This is a genomic window from Antrihabitans stalactiti (genome assembly GCF_012932915.1).
GTDB classification, from domain to species: domain Bacteria; phylum Actinomycetota; class Actinomycetes; order Mycobacteriales; family Mycobacteriaceae; genus Antrihabitans; species Antrihabitans stalactiti.
This window is the reverse complement of sequence record NZ_VCQU01000016.1, coordinates 79,504-94,443: the sequence shown is the minus strand read 5'-3', so window position 1 is coordinate 94,443 and position 14,940 is coordinate 79,504. Positions and strand designations below refer to the sequence as shown.

General features: G+C 61.3%; 14 protein-coding genes and 3 pseudogenes. 10 read left to right on the top strand and 7 right to left on the bottom strand.

All coding sequences use genetic code 11. The annotated features are described in order from the left end of the window. Positions 1 to 161: 161 nt before the first annotated feature. A complete protein-coding gene (locus tag FGL95_RS30605; RefSeq protein ID WP_476726951.1) occupies positions 162 to 848 on the bottom strand; it encodes a transposase in 687 nt (228 codons plus the stop codon). Positions 849 to 1,169: 321 nt separating this feature from the next. Here FGL95_RS30605 and FGL95_RS33240 point away from each other — a divergent pair. The 4 genes and pseudogenes from FGL95_RS33240 to FGL95_RS30590 form a co-directional block, all read left to right on the top strand. Then, positions 1,170 to 1,274 (top strand): annotated as a pseudogene (locus FGL95_RS33240) (transposase family protein); the annotation flags it as partial. Then, the gene (locus FGL95_RS32670) at positions 1,248 to 1,574 is read left to right on the top strand and encodes a helix-turn-helix domain-containing protein (RefSeq protein WP_420838102.1); all 327 of its coding nucleotides are present in this window, start codon (positions 1,248 to 1,250) and stop codon (positions 1,572 to 1,574) included. The pseudogene FGL95_RS33240 and the gene FGL95_RS32670, both read left to right, overlap by 27 nt. Positions 1,575 to 1,583: 9 nt before the next feature. Then, a pseudogene (locus tag FGL95_RS33235) lies at positions 1,584 to 1,910 on the top strand (ISL3 family transposase); the annotation flags it as partial. A 43-nt stretch (positions 1,911 to 1,953) separates the two neighbouring features. Further along, on the top strand, positions 1,954 to 2,340 hold the full coding sequence (locus FGL95_RS30590) for a transposase (protein WP_169594514.1): 387 nt from the start codon (positions 1,954 to 1,956) through the stop codon (positions 2,338 to 2,340). Between the two features lie 331 nt (positions 2,341 to 2,671). Here FGL95_RS30590 and FGL95_RS30585 read toward each other — a convergent pair whose 3' ends face one another. Continuing rightward, a complete protein-coding gene (locus tag FGL95_RS30585) occupies positions 2,672 to 3,529 on the bottom strand; it encodes an alpha/beta hydrolase (protein WP_267908497.1) in 858 nt (285 codons plus the stop codon). 595 nt (positions 3,530 to 4,124) lie between these two features. Next, positions 4,125 to 4,515, bottom strand: a pseudogene (locus FGL95_RS32660) (transposase); the annotation flags it as partial. 584 nt (positions 4,516 to 5,099) lie between these two features. On the opposite strand from FGL95_RS32660, the gene FGL95_RS33230 reads away from it, so the two are divergent. Beyond that, a complete protein-coding gene (locus FGL95_RS33230; protein ID WP_169594508.1) occupies positions 5,100 to 5,270 on the top strand; it encodes a hypothetical protein in 171 nt (56 codons plus the stop codon). Between the two features lie 147 nt (positions 5,271 to 5,417). On the opposite strand, the gene istB is transcribed toward FGL95_RS33230, so the two are convergent. The 4 genes from istB to FGL95_RS30555 form a co-directional block, all read right to left on the bottom strand. Continuing rightward, on the bottom strand, positions 5,418 to 6,227 hold the full coding sequence (gene istB, locus FGL95_RS30570; protein ID WP_169594506.1) for an IS21-like element helper ATPase IstB: 810 nt from the start codon (positions 6,225 to 6,227) through the stop codon (positions 5,418 to 5,420). Next, positions 6,224 to 7,729 (bottom strand): IS21 family transposase, encoded by a 1,506-nt coding sequence (gene istA, locus FGL95_RS30565; RefSeq protein WP_169594505.1) that lies wholly within the window; start codon positions 7,727 to 7,729, stop codon positions 6,224 to 6,226. The genes istB and istA overlap by 4 nt, the downstream gene beginning before the upstream one ends. A 411-nt stretch (positions 7,730 to 8,140) precedes the next feature. Beyond that, positions 8,141 to 8,773 (bottom strand): TetR family transcriptional regulator, encoded by a 633-nt coding sequence (locus FGL95_RS30560; protein WP_169594538.1) that lies wholly within the window; start codon positions 8,771 to 8,773, stop codon positions 8,141 to 8,143. 61 nt (positions 8,774 to 8,834) lie between these two features. After that, complete coding sequence (locus tag FGL95_RS30555) at positions 8,835 to 9,059, bottom strand: hypothetical protein (protein ID WP_169594503.1); 225 nt, start codon at positions 9,057 to 9,059, stop codon at positions 8,835 to 8,837. Positions 9,060 to 9,177: 118 nt separating this feature from the next. Here FGL95_RS30555 and FGL95_RS30550 point away from each other — a divergent pair, with 118 nt between their 5' ends. The 5 genes from FGL95_RS30550 (at position 9,178) to FGL95_RS30530 (ending at position 14,828) form a co-directional block, all read left to right on the top strand. After that, positions 9,178 to 10,014, top strand: coding sequence for an SDR family NAD(P)-dependent oxidoreductase (locus tag FGL95_RS30550; protein WP_169594501.1), 837 nt, complete (start codon positions 9,178 to 9,180; stop codon positions 10,012 to 10,014). A gap of 22 nt (positions 10,015 to 10,036) precedes the next feature. Then, on the top strand, positions 10,037 to 10,960 hold the full coding sequence (locus FGL95_RS30545) for a ferritin family protein (protein ID WP_169594499.1): 924 nt from the start codon (positions 10,037 to 10,039) through the stop codon (positions 10,958 to 10,960). Further along, the gene (locus tag FGL95_RS30540) at positions 10,957 to 12,510 is read left to right on the top strand and encodes a flavin-containing monooxygenase (protein WP_169594536.1); all 1,554 of its coding nucleotides are present in this window, start codon (positions 10,957 to 10,959) and stop codon (positions 12,508 to 12,510) included. The genes FGL95_RS30545 and FGL95_RS30540 overlap by 4 nt, the downstream gene beginning before the upstream one ends. A 489-nt stretch (positions 12,511 to 12,999) precedes the next feature. Further along, positions 13,000 to 14,553 (top strand): acyl-CoA synthetase, encoded by a 1,554-nt coding sequence (locus FGL95_RS30535; protein WP_169594496.1) that lies wholly within the window; start codon positions 13,000 to 13,002, stop codon positions 14,551 to 14,553. 131 nt (positions 14,554 to 14,684) lie between these two features. Then, on the top strand, positions 14,685 to 14,828 hold the full coding sequence (locus FGL95_RS30530) for a helix-turn-helix domain-containing protein (protein ID WP_169594366.1): 144 nt from the start codon (positions 14,685 to 14,687) through the stop codon (positions 14,826 to 14,828). Positions 14,829 to 14,940: the final 112 nt, after the last annotated feature.

Here is a 14,940-nt window from a genome sequence, read left to right as displayed (position 1 = left end):
GCAAACGACCCGGCACAACAGCCACCTGACACCGACCACAACCCCAGCTACCCTCAGCACAGCAGCGCCGAACGTGAGGAATTACGTGACGGCTACCCCTGGGGAATTACGCGACGGCCGACACCCGTCGCGGGTTGCGCCTATTCTCACGCCGTCTCGGCTCAAACCGTGGTATCGACACCCACATAACCACCGAAGAATTCCCATGCCGCCTCGCAGCCGGCGATCACCGCCGCCAACGTCTGCGAATAGGACAGCCAGACGAACATGTGCCGGCTGTAGACGGCGGTGAAGATCAACGCGTGCACCTTCCGAGCCCGCCCATCCTCCGGGTCGGTGAGCATCCCCAAGTACCCGAAGTCGATCTGGCATTCGATGCCCGGGTCACCGTCGGCGACCCGCACGGTGAGGTTCCTGCTGCCGAAACCGCAACGCTCCGTGGCGAATCGGTGCAACGTCCGATACGGCACGACACATCCCTGCCGGGTGAGGAGCACCTCGATCTTGGTGATCGTCAACGGTGGGTGCTCGCCGTTACCGGCGACCCAGTCGGTGATCTGCTGCTCATGAGCCAGCAGTTGATCCCACGCCGCACCGTGCCCGTGCGGACGATCCGGCCGGACCGCTTCGACCACCGCCCCGACCAGGTCGTCGTCGATCGCCGAGGCATCTGCCGTTCGTTCCAATCCGGCAGTTTGGGCTGCCTCGACATACCGCCGGGCTGTGTTGCGGTCCACCCCGGCATGCTCGGCGATCGTGCGCAGACCGGGCGCCGGCAAACCGGCCGTGCCGAGCCACAACCGCAGTACTTCTCTGATCTCGTTCACACTGACCTCCCGAAAAGCCATGCCCGCCGCCCTCCATGATCACTGACCTGTCACGAACGATCGAACGAGCAAACGGGCTCTTCTCCATGAACCTGGGATTGGTGGGGAAACTTCCTGGGCTACTTGCCGGGTGAAATGACCTGATCGGGGGCCTGGGGCTCGCACGATCCGTGATTACGACCAAGTGATCACGATCGTGAAGGAGCCCCAGGTGGAACGTGATTTTAGCGGTTCTGTTGCTGTGCTGTTCGGGTTGGACGGGTTTCGTCTACTCGCTGCCGTAGAGATCGGCGGCGAGGTCGAAATACTCGCGGAGACTACCGCCGATGTCACGGCTGCCCCGAATGCGGGGCCGTGGCACGGGCCAAGGACCGGCGCCCGGTATGGGTGCGCGACCTGCCGATCGCCGGTCGCCCGGTCGTGTTGTGCTGGCACAAACGGATCTGGTGCTGTCCACATGCGTTGTGCCCCAGAAAGACTTGGACCGAACAGCATCCGGCGATCGCACCGCGTGCGTGTCTGACCGAACGCGCCCGGGCGTGGGCATTCGAGCAGGTCGGCACCCGTGATGCCGCGGTATCGCACGTTGCAGACTTGTTGGGCGTGGGGTGGACGACGGTCATGCGGCTCGTCACCACCCGCGGAAACCCGATTATCGACGACCCGACACGACTGGACACGGTGACGGCCGTCGGGGTGGATGAAACCGCGTTCATGCGCGCGTGCGCGTCCCATTCCACGATGTAAGCCACCGGGATCGCCGACCTGACTGCCGGCCGTCCTGCGCGGCTGCTCGACGTTGTCGCCGGCCGATCCGGCACCGTCCTGACTTCGTGGCTCGACCAGCGGGAGGACGCCTGGAAAGCGCGGGTCACGACCGCGTCGTTGGATCCGTTCCGGGGCTACGCCACCGCTCTGTCGCGCGAATTATCCACGGCGGTACGCGTTTTGGACCCGTTCCATGTCGTCAAACTCGGGTTGACCGCCGTCGACGACGTGCGCCGCCGGGTGCAGACCGACACCTGCGGGCATCGTGGTCGGGTCGGTGACCCGCTCTACCGGATCCGCCGCGTCCTGCGCCGCCGGTGCGACCGGCTCACCGAGAAGGCCTGGCAACGTCTGCAGGATGGGCTCGATGCAGGACCCGGACGGCGAACTCTCCGCCGCTTGGTCAATCGCGCAAGATCTGATGTCCTGCTACAGGATTCGCGACAAAGACGCGGCCGAAGCGCTCATCGGCGCCGCCCGCGACTGCCCCGTTCCGGAAGTCGCCCGACTCGGCCGCACTCTCACGGCGTGGCGAACCGAATTCCTCGCCCATTTCGATCATCCGACCGTCTCCAACGGGCCGACCGAGGCATTGAATCTGCAGGTGAAGAACACCAAGCGAGTCGCTCGCGGATACCGCAACTTTCAGAATTACCGACTACGCCTCTTGCTCAACCACGGACGAATCAGAAATGATCACTTGACATCACGGATCCGAACCCGTCATCCCAGCTTGGTGGCGTAGAGCCAGCAAACGACGGGACCACCGGCGCGACGCGCCGGTGGTCCCATAACTGGCAAAACAGGTGGTCCCATCCCAGTGGCTAAATCAGCTCAACCTGGTCCCATGCTCATGGCGGGCGACATCCTCCAATTGACACCTGCTCAAACCTGGCGGATGTGGGCAGGACGCGGCGCGTACACGCCGATCCCGCCAGTCGAACTCGACGCGGCTTACGACAGTCGCAACAAAGCCCAGCAGCGTGCCGGCTCTCCACCACTGAGTCTCCGGACTCACCTGGTGATTCACGTTTCAAGTTGATTGTCCAGCATATCCTTGAAGTATCCCCCAGCAGTCATCCGGCCTCGGCTTGCGTCGAACCAGCCGTGGCCGTAGCAACGACAGATCTGACGAACTCACCGATGTCTGTAATAGCTCGGCGCGCGTCCGGGTTGAAATCTGCGCCAACCTGGAATACGTGCGGTGCCCGATCCCACACTTGAAGCCAATTGGACACGCCGTCTTCATTAAGTCGGCGTGCAAGCTCGGCCGCATCATGACGCAGAGCCTCGCGCGACCCCACCTGTTGCAGGAAGGGGCCGAGACCGGACAAATCGCAATGCACCGGGCACTGCAACACTGCTTCGGTTCCGTTCTTGGTGACAAATACGTCGTTAATGAACTTCAACGTTGCCGACGGAAACATGGCGTCCGGAAATGGCCGCATCGGGGGGAGTTTGGTGCGCATGTCGCAATCCGTAAGTCCGGAAAGCAAAACCTGAGCGGCGGGGAGGGGCAAACCCGCCTCCTTTATGCTGAGGGCGGTCATCGTAGCGAGAAAACCCCCGGCTGAATCTCCAGCGATAACAATGGAATTCGCGCTCGTTCCCGACGCGAGAAGCATTCGATATGCATCGAGTCCGTCAGCGATCGCATCGGCGATAGGACTGATCGGAAGCATCCTGTAGTCGACGCTCAACACCCGCGCGCACGCAGCACGCGAAATGTGACTGATCATTCGTCGGTGGCTTCCGAGCCCGCAGGTGATGAATGCGCCACCGTGTAAGTAGAGGATCGTAGGTGCGTCGGGTCCGACTGCTTCGGGTGCACTCACCCACTCCGCCTTGCAATGCGGGAGCTGAACGTTCTCGAGAAGTGTGTTCTTGATCGGCCGAGTCAAGACAGACGGTTTGTCGGCCAAAGCAAACGACATGCGCTGCAGAGTTTCGGGATTGCGGCTATTGCATGCGCGGCCCAGCAAAGTGAGTGCGAACAGCAGCGGCTTCAGCGTTCGGGCCATAACCGCCGCGTTGACACGCGTCTGCCACGCAGCGGGGCCGATCATTTCAACGTGAGGTCGATTCCATTTCTCTGAGTCTGGCTCGTAAATGCGATTCACGCCGAGTGGCACGGTCGTTCTCCTCATCAGTGCGGCACCATTACCGGCAACAAATGCCAGATTCGCTACTGGGAGTAGCGAAGTTGAACCTATCATGACAGTTTCGAATCGACCAGGTCAATAGTTCGCGTCGTCGATACATCAATGTTCGCGTGTTGCGCTCGTCATCGCATCGTTGCGCATTTGAGGTGACTGCCCGGTCGTTGATGCAATACTGGCTCGCTTGGTTGTCGGTTGGTGAGTAGTCCGGCCGAGTGATCGACCGCGTGCGGAGTCTCACCGGCCATCACCAGGCGTCTCCCAAAAGCACACCGATAAGCCGGACTGGCCAGGTCTCGTTAACCGAGTATGAGGGGTTGCATTAGAAGCAGCCACCTCCGATTCGCCGACAACGGTAGTTGGAGGTGTACGCGTCGAGCGTCCGGCTGTATTGGGCACCAACCGACTTGGGGTCGGCTTGATCGAACACCGAATGCGGCAGGCTCCGCACCGACTGCCATGACGTTTTCGGGGTAATCGACATCATAATCACCGCGCAGGAGGTGTGGCAGTGTTGCCAGCTCCCGCCGGGCACAATCGCCCCGATAGCGGCGATCAAGGCCGTCGTGGGCTTCGGAGGTGACCAGCGCGACGCCGGAGAGACCGCGTGCGACGCGGCCGCGGAAGAACGCCAACCGGGCCGTCCTCGCTGCTGGTGACCTCGATTCCGAGAATCTCGCGGAACCCATTGGTCTTGACGCCGGTCGCGACCAGGGTTGTGCACGTTGACCACGCGCCCGTTCGCGGACCTTCAACACCATCCGTAGCGTTCTCGGAAACGCTCGTGCTGGAAGGGATTGCAGCATCCAGCAGGGCGTCGAGGGCGTCGAGGGCGTCGAGGGCGTCGAGGGCGTCGAGGGCAATACTCTTGCGGAGACGACGATCGGGCTATTCAAACCGAGGCGGTCTCAAAGCGGAGTCCGTTCCTGAAGCGGCGGATAAAGACGATCGACGACTTCGAGTTCGCCACGATTGGAATGGGTCGGCTGGGTCAACCGGCGCCAGCGTCATATCACGCTCGACTACATCAGTCCCGATTTCGAGCCGGCGGATCACGCTCAAGGACCGACTCCCCGACCAGTGATGTTGCCGGCCAGAACGCGCGCTTGAGATCCCTGCGCACCGGCAGCCGCCTCGGTGAACGCATCATTCCCGTCATATCTGCCGCCCACGCGGGTTCTCGTCCCATTTCGCACGCTTACTCAACGAAGTCCAAGAACGGAATCTCGGCGGCCAACCTCCCGAAGCGTCCCTCGGATTCGGCTCCTATGAGACCCCCTGGGCATGGCTGCGTAAACTGCGGCGCGCGATCGTGCGTCCGGATCGCGACCAACTTGGCGGCATCGTGGAGGTCAACGATAGCTTCGTCGGCGGCAGAACCTGCGGAACTGCTGGCGGCGGTACCGACAAGCCGACCCTCGTCATCGCCGTCGAGAAGATCACCGCCATCAACTACGCCGCGTCCGGTTGCAATCAATCCCGCATTCCGACGACGAATTCCTGCTACCGGTCTTGAGGAACTTCATCGAACCCGGAACTCTAGTCCGCGCCGACGGTCGGGTCTGCTGCCAGTGCCTATTCGACGAGTACATCCACCAACTGGTGTCAATGGCCATGTTGATGTCCCCGTTTTTGGCCAACTGAAAGTCCCCACGCCTTGCAGCTAGGTTTGTTGTTTCGGCCGCTCCTTTCGTGGGTGGTTGGCTTCGCGCATCCGGTAGGACTCCCCGTCGGTGACGACGATGGTGGCGTGGTGCAGGAGCCGATCGAGGATGCTGACTGCAGTGGTGTGCTCTGGGAGAAATCGACCCCACTGCTCGAACGGCCAATGCGACGCGACAGCCAATGACCGCCGTTCGTAGGCGCCGGCGACAAGCCGGAACAACAGCTGCGTGCCAGTGTCGTCGAGCGGCGCGAAACCTATTTCGTCGAGAATAATGAGGTCGGCGCGCAGCAGTGTGTCGATGATGCGCCCGACAGTGTTGTCGGCCAACCCTCGGTAGAGGGTTTCGATCAGATCGGTCGCGGTGAAGTAGCGAACCTTGTGCCCGGCATGAACGGCGGCGATTCCCAACCCGATCAAGGTATGCGACTTGCCTGTCCCGGCTGGACCAACAATGGCCAGATTCGCTTGTGCGCGAATCCATTCCAAACTCGCGAGATGATCGAACGTGGACTGCGGGATCGATGATGCGGCAACATCGAAGGTATCGAGCGTCTTCGCGACCGGAAACGCCGCGGCCTTGAGTCGGGCAACAGCGTTGGACGCATCCCGCGCCGCGATCTCGGCTTCGATCAGAGTGCGCAGCACCTCTTCCGGGGTCCAGCGTTGCAGCTTCGCCCGCGACAACACCTCCGGCGCGGTGCGCCGCACGGCAGCCAGTTTCAACCGTCGCAGCCCTGCTTCCAAATCAGCGGGCAGTTCCGGAACCGATTGCGGTGGCACCGTTTCGGTGCTTTCAGTTGTGGTCACGTCGGCTCGCCCGTGAATTTGTAGGCATCCAACGACCTGGTCGGCGACGTGGGTAGGTCGATGATCAACGCGTCCCCGGACGGGCGGGGCTGGGCAGCCCCGGTCCCGGCCGCCAGGATCGACCGGACATCGGCAGCGCGGAACCGTTTGAACGCCACCGCCCGCGTCAACGCTGCGACCAAGGCGTCCTCACCGTGGGCAGCGCCCAACGCCAACAGCACTTCCAGTTCGGACCCGAGGCGGGTGTTGCCGATCGCAGCAGCGCCGACCAGGAATGTTTCTGCTGTGGGTCCGAGTGCGCAGAACTGATGCTCGACAGTAGTTTTCGGTCGTGGCCCGCGATCGAGTGCAGGTCGTGGTCCGTCGTAGTGCGCGTCCTGCACCGACGCGGTCCCCGGCGCCGCCAACTGATGATCGGCCACGACCTCACCTGTGCCGGGTTCGACGATCAACAACCGGCCACCGTCCTGCAGCAGGGTGACGGTGGTCCCGATCAGTCGGGTCGGCACCGAGTACCGCGCCGAGGCGAACCGCACACAGGACAACCGGTCGACCTTGCGGGTGACCGGTGCCGGGCCGATCTGCAACCGCAGCGACGGCAATGGTTGCAGCACAGCATGTTCGGTGATCAGCCGTTCGTCGGGGACCGCGCAGATCTCCGAATGCATCGCGGCGTTCACCTCCCAGCACCACGTCTTTGCCGCACTGTTGGCGACATGCACATCGACCGGCTTCCCGGAGATCTTCGCTTCGGTCAGCAGCGGGACGACCAGGTCGCGTTGGGCGTACCCGACGAGGTTTTCCACGATCCCTTTCGACTGCGGGTCGTTGGCGTGACAAAAATCAGGCTTGAAACCGTAATGGGTTGCCAGCCGGACGTATTCCGGTGTTGGGACAACCACGTTCGCGACCACACCACCTTTGAGGCAGCCCATTCGATCGGCGAGCACTTTGAGCGGGACTCCGCCGATCGCAGCGAGGGCTTCGGCGATCAACGCCAGTGTCGTGGTGGCGCGTTCGTTGTTGGCGAAGGCGATGAACCGCCAGCGGGAGAACGCCAGCACCGCGCAGAACACGTGCAACCCGGCGCCGACATCGGCCCAGTCGATGACCAGGTATTCACCCGGTGACCACACCGCGGGGCGTCGACCGCGGTGATGATCTTTGCGCCACAACGCTTTCGCGTCGGCGACCAGGCGGCGGAAGTTGCGGTCCGATCCGTCGTACCCGGCGGCCCGCGCGATCGGCAGTAACCGTTTGGCCGAGATCCGGCCCTGGGATTTCTCGACTCGCGCGGTGACCAGCTCGGCCACCGCGTCATAGTTGTGGGCGCGTTCGACCGGCTGCGGCTGCGGCGGCGTGCCGGCCTGGTCGGCGTCGAACCGCTCGACGACGCGTTTGACGGTCTTGTGGGTGGTGCCGCACATGTCGGCGGCGCCTCGATAGGTTCCGACTTCTCGGTAGGCGGAAATGATGTCCATCCGGTCCTTCGCAGACTTCAATGGAACTCCCTGGGCGGTGTGGTGATGGTTGGCGCTTTCACCGTCACCGCCCAGGCTCCGAGTTCCTCATCGACACGACGAGCAAGGGGTGGGGACTTTTATCTGGCCAAAACTGGGGACCTCAAACTGGCCACCAGTGGGGACTTTTCCATGGCCACGGACAACTGGTCAACCTGAGCGCGTCACCAGACCTGCCCGGACGTCGAACTCCCTGGCGCACGTCAGCTCTCTGCTTAACGATGGGTCGCCGGCACCCGCACCACGGACTAAATTCGTAGCACCACGGCTATTGCCTCGACCAATTCACGATCCGATCCAACCGCCGAAACTGCATCCATCGCGACTTGTTGTTCTTTCGGCTACTCCAGCAAGCGCTCGCGAGAACCCGCACCCACCGCCTGCACGGATCCGCTAAGAATCTTGCCGGAGATACCGTTCCGACAGCGTCGCTGCCAGTCGACTCGTATGGTCGACGATATGCTGGGCATCCACGTCGAGCAGGCCAGATTGCCATGCGCTGATCAGCTCGACGAATCCACCGACGGCGACAAGGGTGTCCATGCGAAGACCGGTTTCATCGGCCCCCGATCGCAAATGTGGTTGCGCGGCGAGAAGTACAAGTTCAGTCGCCTGTTGGAGCGCGGCCGCCCGGTGATCCTGAAGTGCGCTACCGACATGATGCATCAGGAGGATTTGAGCACGGCCGGTGTCACTCGCCGTGCGTTCTACGACGGCAGAAATCGCAGCGCGAAGGGTAACCAGCATCGGCTGATGCAGATTGCTAACGAATACGCCAGAAACTTCGCCGAACACTTCATCACGAGCGTTCTCCCACGCCGCGACGAGCAAAGCGTCGCGGTCTTTGAAGTCCTCGTAAAAATACCGATCGTTCAACGAGGTCCGGGAACAGACACCGCGCATCGTGACTGCGGCCCAGCCGCTTTCACCCCAAATCTCGGTCGCTGCGTCGATTAGCCGCTTCCTACGCTCGGCACGACGTTCCTCCGTGGTACGCCCACCCCACGTTCCAGCTGCTACACGCACACCCCCATCTTGACAAGGCGGACGGCGAACCGCAAACTGGTGGCATGTGCAGGCAATGGTGTCACGCGACACCAAAATGGTTCCGCGCGTCGCCGCCGCTGACGTCCAGCCGCGGCAGCGAGAGTCGTCTTTGCGCGTGTGGCGTCCAGCGAACTGCTTTGGCTAGACGAACGCCGATGCCGGCCGAACTGTCGATGATCGACGCGGCCAGGGCAGCACCGAGCATCCCTTGTACCGGCGCGATCTGATCATTCTTTCGGACTCGCGCAAAAACCACGCGCGCCATCGGCGCACCGGCCGCACCTTTTCCAGGTGCTCTCAGGTTCCTTGCCGGAATCGGCTTGGCGCTAGGACTAACTGCCGTACCAGTCGGGCCGCCCAGGCTCACCATAAAGAGGAGACTCGTGAAAATTCTGTCGTTCGGTGGGTCCGACCGCCGTACTCAACAGGCCGATGCGGTGGTCACAGGCGCGGGCAGCGGAATCGGCCGCGCGTTTGCTTCTGAGCTTTCTCGCCGGGGCGGCCGGGTGGTGTGTGCGGACATTGATCCGATCCGGGCGAAAGAGACTGTCACGCTGATTACGGAAGCTGGTGGACGGGCCGTCGACTTCTGTTGCGACGTCTCTAACGAGCAACAGGTTCTCGAACTTGCCGACGCCTCGGAGCGTTGGTTGGGAAACGCGGTCGGCCTAGTGATTAACAACGCTGGAATCGGCGTCGGCGGAAATCTGATTGGCGAAACGGCGATGCGCGATTGGAGTCGGACTCTTGACGTCAATCTATGGGGCGTAATTCATGGATGCGAGGTATTCGTGCCGCGCTTGCGCGCGCGAGGTAACGGCGGAGTCATCAACGTGGCCTCGGCAGCCAGTTTCGGTGCGGCACCTCGGATGGGTGCCTACAACGTGAGCAAAGCCGGTGTCCTGGCGCTGTCGGAAACACTGGCGGCAGAACTCAGCGGGACCGGCGTCGCGGTCACGGTGCTGTGCCCGACTTTCGTCAAGACCAACATCATAGACAGTAAGGAGATCGAGCAGTCTGCCGCCAAGCTGGCGGCCACGCTTATGAAGTGGACCGGTGTGTCCGCGGAGTCGGTTGCGCGAAGCACCCTCGACGCACACGACCGCGGGCAACTTCATGTTCTTCCGCAATTCGACGCAAAGATTGCGTGGCAAATTAAACGGGCGGCGCCTGCCACCTACACGCGGGCACTCGGCCTGATCGAGAGAATCGCGCGATAACCAACAAGGAAGTAGGAGAACAATGACGTTCGAATACAGCGAAATGCTGAAAACGATCAAGGATCGACAGTGGGCTCTGGCCGATATCGACTGGGACGCACCAGGTGCGGAGCTGATTACCGACGAGCAGCGTCCCACCCTCAAACAATTCATGTCCGATGTGGTGTGGATCGAACATGTTGGCGCCCGAGCCTTCGCAGCAATGGCACCCAAGGCGCCCTTCGAGGATCTCAAGAATATCTACACCTACTTCCACGCCGAGGAACAGCGTCATGCCAACGCCGAGTTGGCGTTGATGCACCGCTGGGGAATGCTCGAAGAAGGCGAAACGCCCGTGCCGAACAAAAACATTCGCCTCGTGATCGAGTGGTTGGACCGCTACGCTGACGATCTCCCTCTCACGGTGATCGGATCAGCGATCCCAGCACTGGAATGCGCCCTCGACGGCGCGCTGCTGAAGTTTTTGCTCGATGAAGTTCACGACCCTGTATGTGGTGAAGTCTTCAAGAATATCAACAACGACGAGTCACGGCATTTGGCAGTCGGCTTCCAGGTACTCGACCAACTCGGTGCGAGCCCCATCCGCCGACACGTGATCGAAATGGCGGGAACATTGCTACGGCCGGACTTTGCTCTCGGCTTCGTGCTGTACGCCCCTCTGCTGGCCAGGATGATGGCAAACATTGCCGCGATGGGACTGTCCGAGGAGAAGTTGTACAACGCGGTCAACCGGTACTCGAATGTGGGAGACCGAAGCGAAAACACTCGGCGGTTGCCGACTTATCACCTCATGAAGTACCACATGGCGATTGCCATCAAACAGACACAGCCGTTCCAGTATGTCGCCGAGAAAATGGGTATTGCGATCGACCACTTCCCAACTCGGGTGCTCGGCAAAGTCCCCTCGTGGACGAAGGAACTCACCTACGAACCGGTGTCGAGATGACAGAGACATCGACGGTTCTGATCATCGGAGCTGGGTTCGCCGGCCTTGGCACCGCTATCCGGCTGTTGCAAAAGGGGATCGACGACTTTGTCATCCTCGAACGTGGCCACGAGGTAGGCGGCACCTGGCGTGATAACACATACCCCGGCGCCGCATGCGATATTCCGTCGCTGCTCTACTCATACTCTTTCGAGCCGAACCCGGAGTGGTCGCGCACGTACTCCAGTAGCGACGAGATCCTCGGTTACATAAAGCACATCGTGGGCAAGTATCAGCTCGAGCAGCATATCCGTTTCGGAGCGAATGTCACAGGAATCGGCTTCGATGACGAAACCGGGACGTGGACGGCGGAAACGGAGGATGGTACTGCCTATCGCGGACGGACGGCAGTTGTAGCGTCGGGACCGCTAGCAAATGCGAGCCTGCCCGATATACGTGGGCTCGATTCTTTTGCGGGCCACAAAATCCACAGCGCTCGCTGGGATCATAGTTATGACATTTCCGACAAGCGGATAGCGGTGATCGGTACGGGCGCCAGTGCCGTGCAGATTATTCCGGAAGTGGTCAAAGCTGCGCATAGCGTCAAAGTGTTTCAGCGCACTGCGGGTTGGGTCCTGCCCCGCGTGGACTTGCCTCATCCCGAATGGACGAAGTCGATGTTCCGTCGACTGCCGATTACGGAGAGTTCTGCGCGACAGGCGTGGTTCTGGCTTCACGAGATGATGGCGCTCGGCATGGTGTGGGACACGCCCGTCACCACCGCGATCCAATGGGTCGCGCGGGCGAATCTGCGCCGACAAGTGAACGATTCATGGACCAGATACCAACTCATGCCCGATTTCCGCCCTGGGTGCAAGCGAATGCTGATGAGCAACGACTACTACCCGGCTCTTCAGCAGGACAATTGCAAGCTGATCACATGGCCAATTGCGACGTTAGCGCCAAACGGGATTCGCACCGCGGACGGGATCGAACACGAGGTGGATTGCATTGTTTTCGCGACAGGATTCGACGTATGCAAAACCGGCACCCCCTTTCGTGTGACCGGCCTGGGCGGGCGGCAACTCGCTGAGGAATGGTCTCGTGGCTCCTATGCATACAAGAGCGTCAGCGTGTCTGGATACCCAAACCTGTTCTTCACCTTCGGTCCAAACTCCGGTCCGGGGCATAACTCAGCTCTGGTCTACATGGAGTCCGCGATCGATTACATCGTCAAGGCCGTTAAATTCATCGTCGAAGATGATTTGCTCAGCTTCGACGTGCGCGCGGATCGCCAGCAAGAGTTTCACCACCAGGTGCAGCGTCGACTTGCGCGGACCACCTGGAACTCGGGCTGCAAGAGTTGGTACCTCACTGCAGACGGTTACAACGGCACGATGTTTCCCGGCTTCGCGACGCAGTTCGCGCGGCAGCTAGCTTCCATCGAACCGCGAGACCATGTGACGTCCAATCTGGTGACACGCGAAGAAAAGGACGGACAGGGGCCGTCGCCGGCCAACTTGAGTCCGCGGGGGGATTGGCCTGCCTTGCTGGCACCGTCGTCGGATTAGGAATGATTTCCCGATACCGGATCCCGGTCCGGCTGCGCTTGTGCAGTGCCGAACCGAAAGTCGAGTGGAGGACACCGCTGAAGTGAATAACCGGATTTTCCGAGAGGCTCCCGCGGGTGTCACTGGCAATTCCTTGGCAAATTGCCATCCCACGCCAATGCCAGTACTTCGTCAGTCACCACGACTTCCATCTCGACCTACTAAGACGAATCGAACGTCCTGGCGCCGTACTGGATTCGGTTTGACGGGCTACACGTTCGAAGCAATAGCGCCGCTAGGTGGCTATCGCCGCGTTGAACTCTCTGAAACCGCCTAGTAACTTTGGCTGGAGCGGTTTTGGGGAATCAAGTGGGTGTTAGCGTCGCGATCGACGGTGCGGAATGTGCGGAGCGCACGGATAACCCCGAAGACTTTTGATGACGCCGCTCAATACAGCCTCAAAATTCCCCGATCTTAATCGATACCAACTTTGCAGACGAGGAGCACAGGATGGACAACGGAATCGGCGGTTGGGTTACCAAGCGCGCCTTTCTGAACGGGGACAAGACAGCCTTCGTGGCCGGCGAACGCACCTTGAGTTATAGGGACGTCGAGCGTCGCACAAACAAACTCGGGTCCGCGCTATTTGACCTGGGTGTGCGCAAGGGTGACCGGGTCGCTGCGTTGCTGTTCAATTCGGTGGAGTTCATGGAGGTGCTGATCGCCACCGCCAAGATCGGAGCCATCCTAGTGCCAATCAATGTGCGGCTGGGTGCAGGCGAGATCGGCTATATTCTTGCCGATTCCGGTGCGGACACGTTCGTGGTCCACCAACCCCTCGCCGCGACTGGACGGGCGGCTGTGGCGGAGCCCGAAGTGCGGGTCCGCAATATGATTACGGTGGGTGGTGAGCCGAGCAACGCCGAGTTCCGCTACACCGAGCTGCTGGACGGCGGTTCTCCTGAGCCGCTCCGCGCCTATGTCGAGGGTCGTGACGTCGCGTTCATCATGTACACGTCGGGCACCACGGCGCGTCCGAAGGGCGCAATGCTGACCCACGACAATCTACTATGGAACGCGATCAACGTGCTGGCCACCGAGCAAGGCCTGAGACAGAGCGACATCACAGTCACTGTGGCGCCCATGTTCCATATCGGCGGGCTTGGCGTGCATACTCTACCGCTGCTCTACGTCGGCGGGACCAACGTGATACTGCCGTCTTTCGACCCGGCCGCGACATTGAAGGTGATGGCGCTGTGTCGAGCGACCGTGCAGTTCATGGTGCCCGCTATGTGGGCGGCGATCACCCAGGTGCCGGACTTCGACAAGTACGATCTGTCGGCCCTGAGATTGGCCATGGTCGGTGGTGCCCCGTGCCCGTTGCCGGTGATCGAGTTCATGCAGCAGCGCGGCGTCCCCTTTACCGAGGGTTTCGGGATGACCGAGACGGCACCTCTGGTGTCTATCCTCGATGCTGCGCACGTTGTCGAGAAGGCAGGTTCGATCGGTCGCGTGGCTATGCATGTCGAGAGCCTCATCGTCGACGGTGACGATCGAGGCGTCGCGGCCGGTGCCGTAGGAGAGCTAATTGTGCGCGGCCCCAACGTGTTCAGCGGATACTGGATGCGTCCCGAGGCCACCGCTGACGCGTTTCGTGGTGGCTGGTTTCACACCGGGGACCTCGGCCGGATCGACGAGCAGGGTTTCATAACTCTGGTCGACCGCAAAAAAGACATGATTATCTCCGGTGGCGAAAACGTCTATCCCATCGAAGTCGAGCAGACCCTTTACCACCATCCTGGTGTGCGCGACGCCGCAGTTGTTGGCGGTCCCGACGAAAGGTGGGGTGAACGCGTGGTCGCGGTGGTCGTCGCGGCCCCCGAAGCGCAGCAGCCAAACGCTGAAGAGTTGATCGCATGGTGCCGGGAGCGATTGGCCCATTTCAAGTGCCCGCGCGAGGTGCACTTCGTGACCGAACTCCCCCGCAACGCCACCGGCAAACTACTAAAGACTGATTTGCGCTCGCGGTTCACGGGCGTCGCAGGAGGCGTGGTTCAACGCTGACGGAAGTTGTGTGATCGTGCCGTGCTCCTACAGACTGCTATACCTGTAAGGGCTCAGGGCACACTTGACGACACGTACTCAGGACATCATTGACAGAGTTCAATCTGTGGTGAGGATTGTCTGGGCCGTCAATGGGATCCGTAGACGATTCGGTCGTCACCGCTCGAGTCGTGGTCGAGGTCCGCTTCCGAGCCGTGGCCGAGGTCCGCTATGGTGCGCCCGTGACCGAGGTCGCCGAGCGGTACGGGGTCAGTCAGCAAACTGTGACCGCGTAGCGCAAGCGCTACGCGGCAACTGGTTTGGCAGGGTTGGCGGAGTTGTCGGCGTCGTCCGCATTGGAGTACCACGTCAGCTCTCGTGCCAAGGTCAGCGATATGCGGCTCGGTC

Excerpts from the sequence above, each read along its gene's own strand:
- FGL95_RS30530 (WP_169594366.1), top strand. The coding sequence starts at position 14,685 with ATGGGATCCGTAGACGATTCGGTCGTCACCGCTCGAGTCGTGGTCGAG.
- FGL95_RS30590 (WP_169594514.1), top strand. The coding sequence starts at position 1,954 with ATGGGCTCGATGCAGGACCCGGACGGCGAACTCTCCGCCGCTTGGTCA.
- FGL95_RS30545 (WP_169594499.1), top strand. The coding sequence starts at position 10,037 with ATGACGTTCGAATACAGCGAAATGCTGAAAACGATCAAGGATCGACAG.
- FGL95_RS30605 (WP_476726951.1), bottom strand. The coding sequence starts at position 848 with ATGGCTTTTCGGGAGGTCAGTGTGAACGAGATCAGAGAAGTACTGCGG.
- FGL95_RS30535 (WP_169594496.1), top strand. The coding sequence starts at position 13,000 with ATGGACAACGGAATCGGCGGTTGGGTTACCAAGCGCGCCTTTCTGAAC.
- FGL95_RS30585 (WP_267908497.1), bottom strand. The coding sequence starts at position 3,529 with ATGTCGTTTGCTTTGGCCGACAAACCGTCTGTCTTGACTCGGCCGATC.
- FGL95_RS30540 (WP_169594536.1), top strand. The coding sequence starts at position 10,957 with ATGACAGAGACATCGACGGTTCTGATCATCGGAGCTGGGTTCGCCGGC.
- FGL95_RS30555 (WP_169594503.1), bottom strand. The coding sequence starts at position 9,059 with ATGGCGCGCGTGGTTTTTGCGCGAGTCCGAAAGAATGATCAGATCGCG.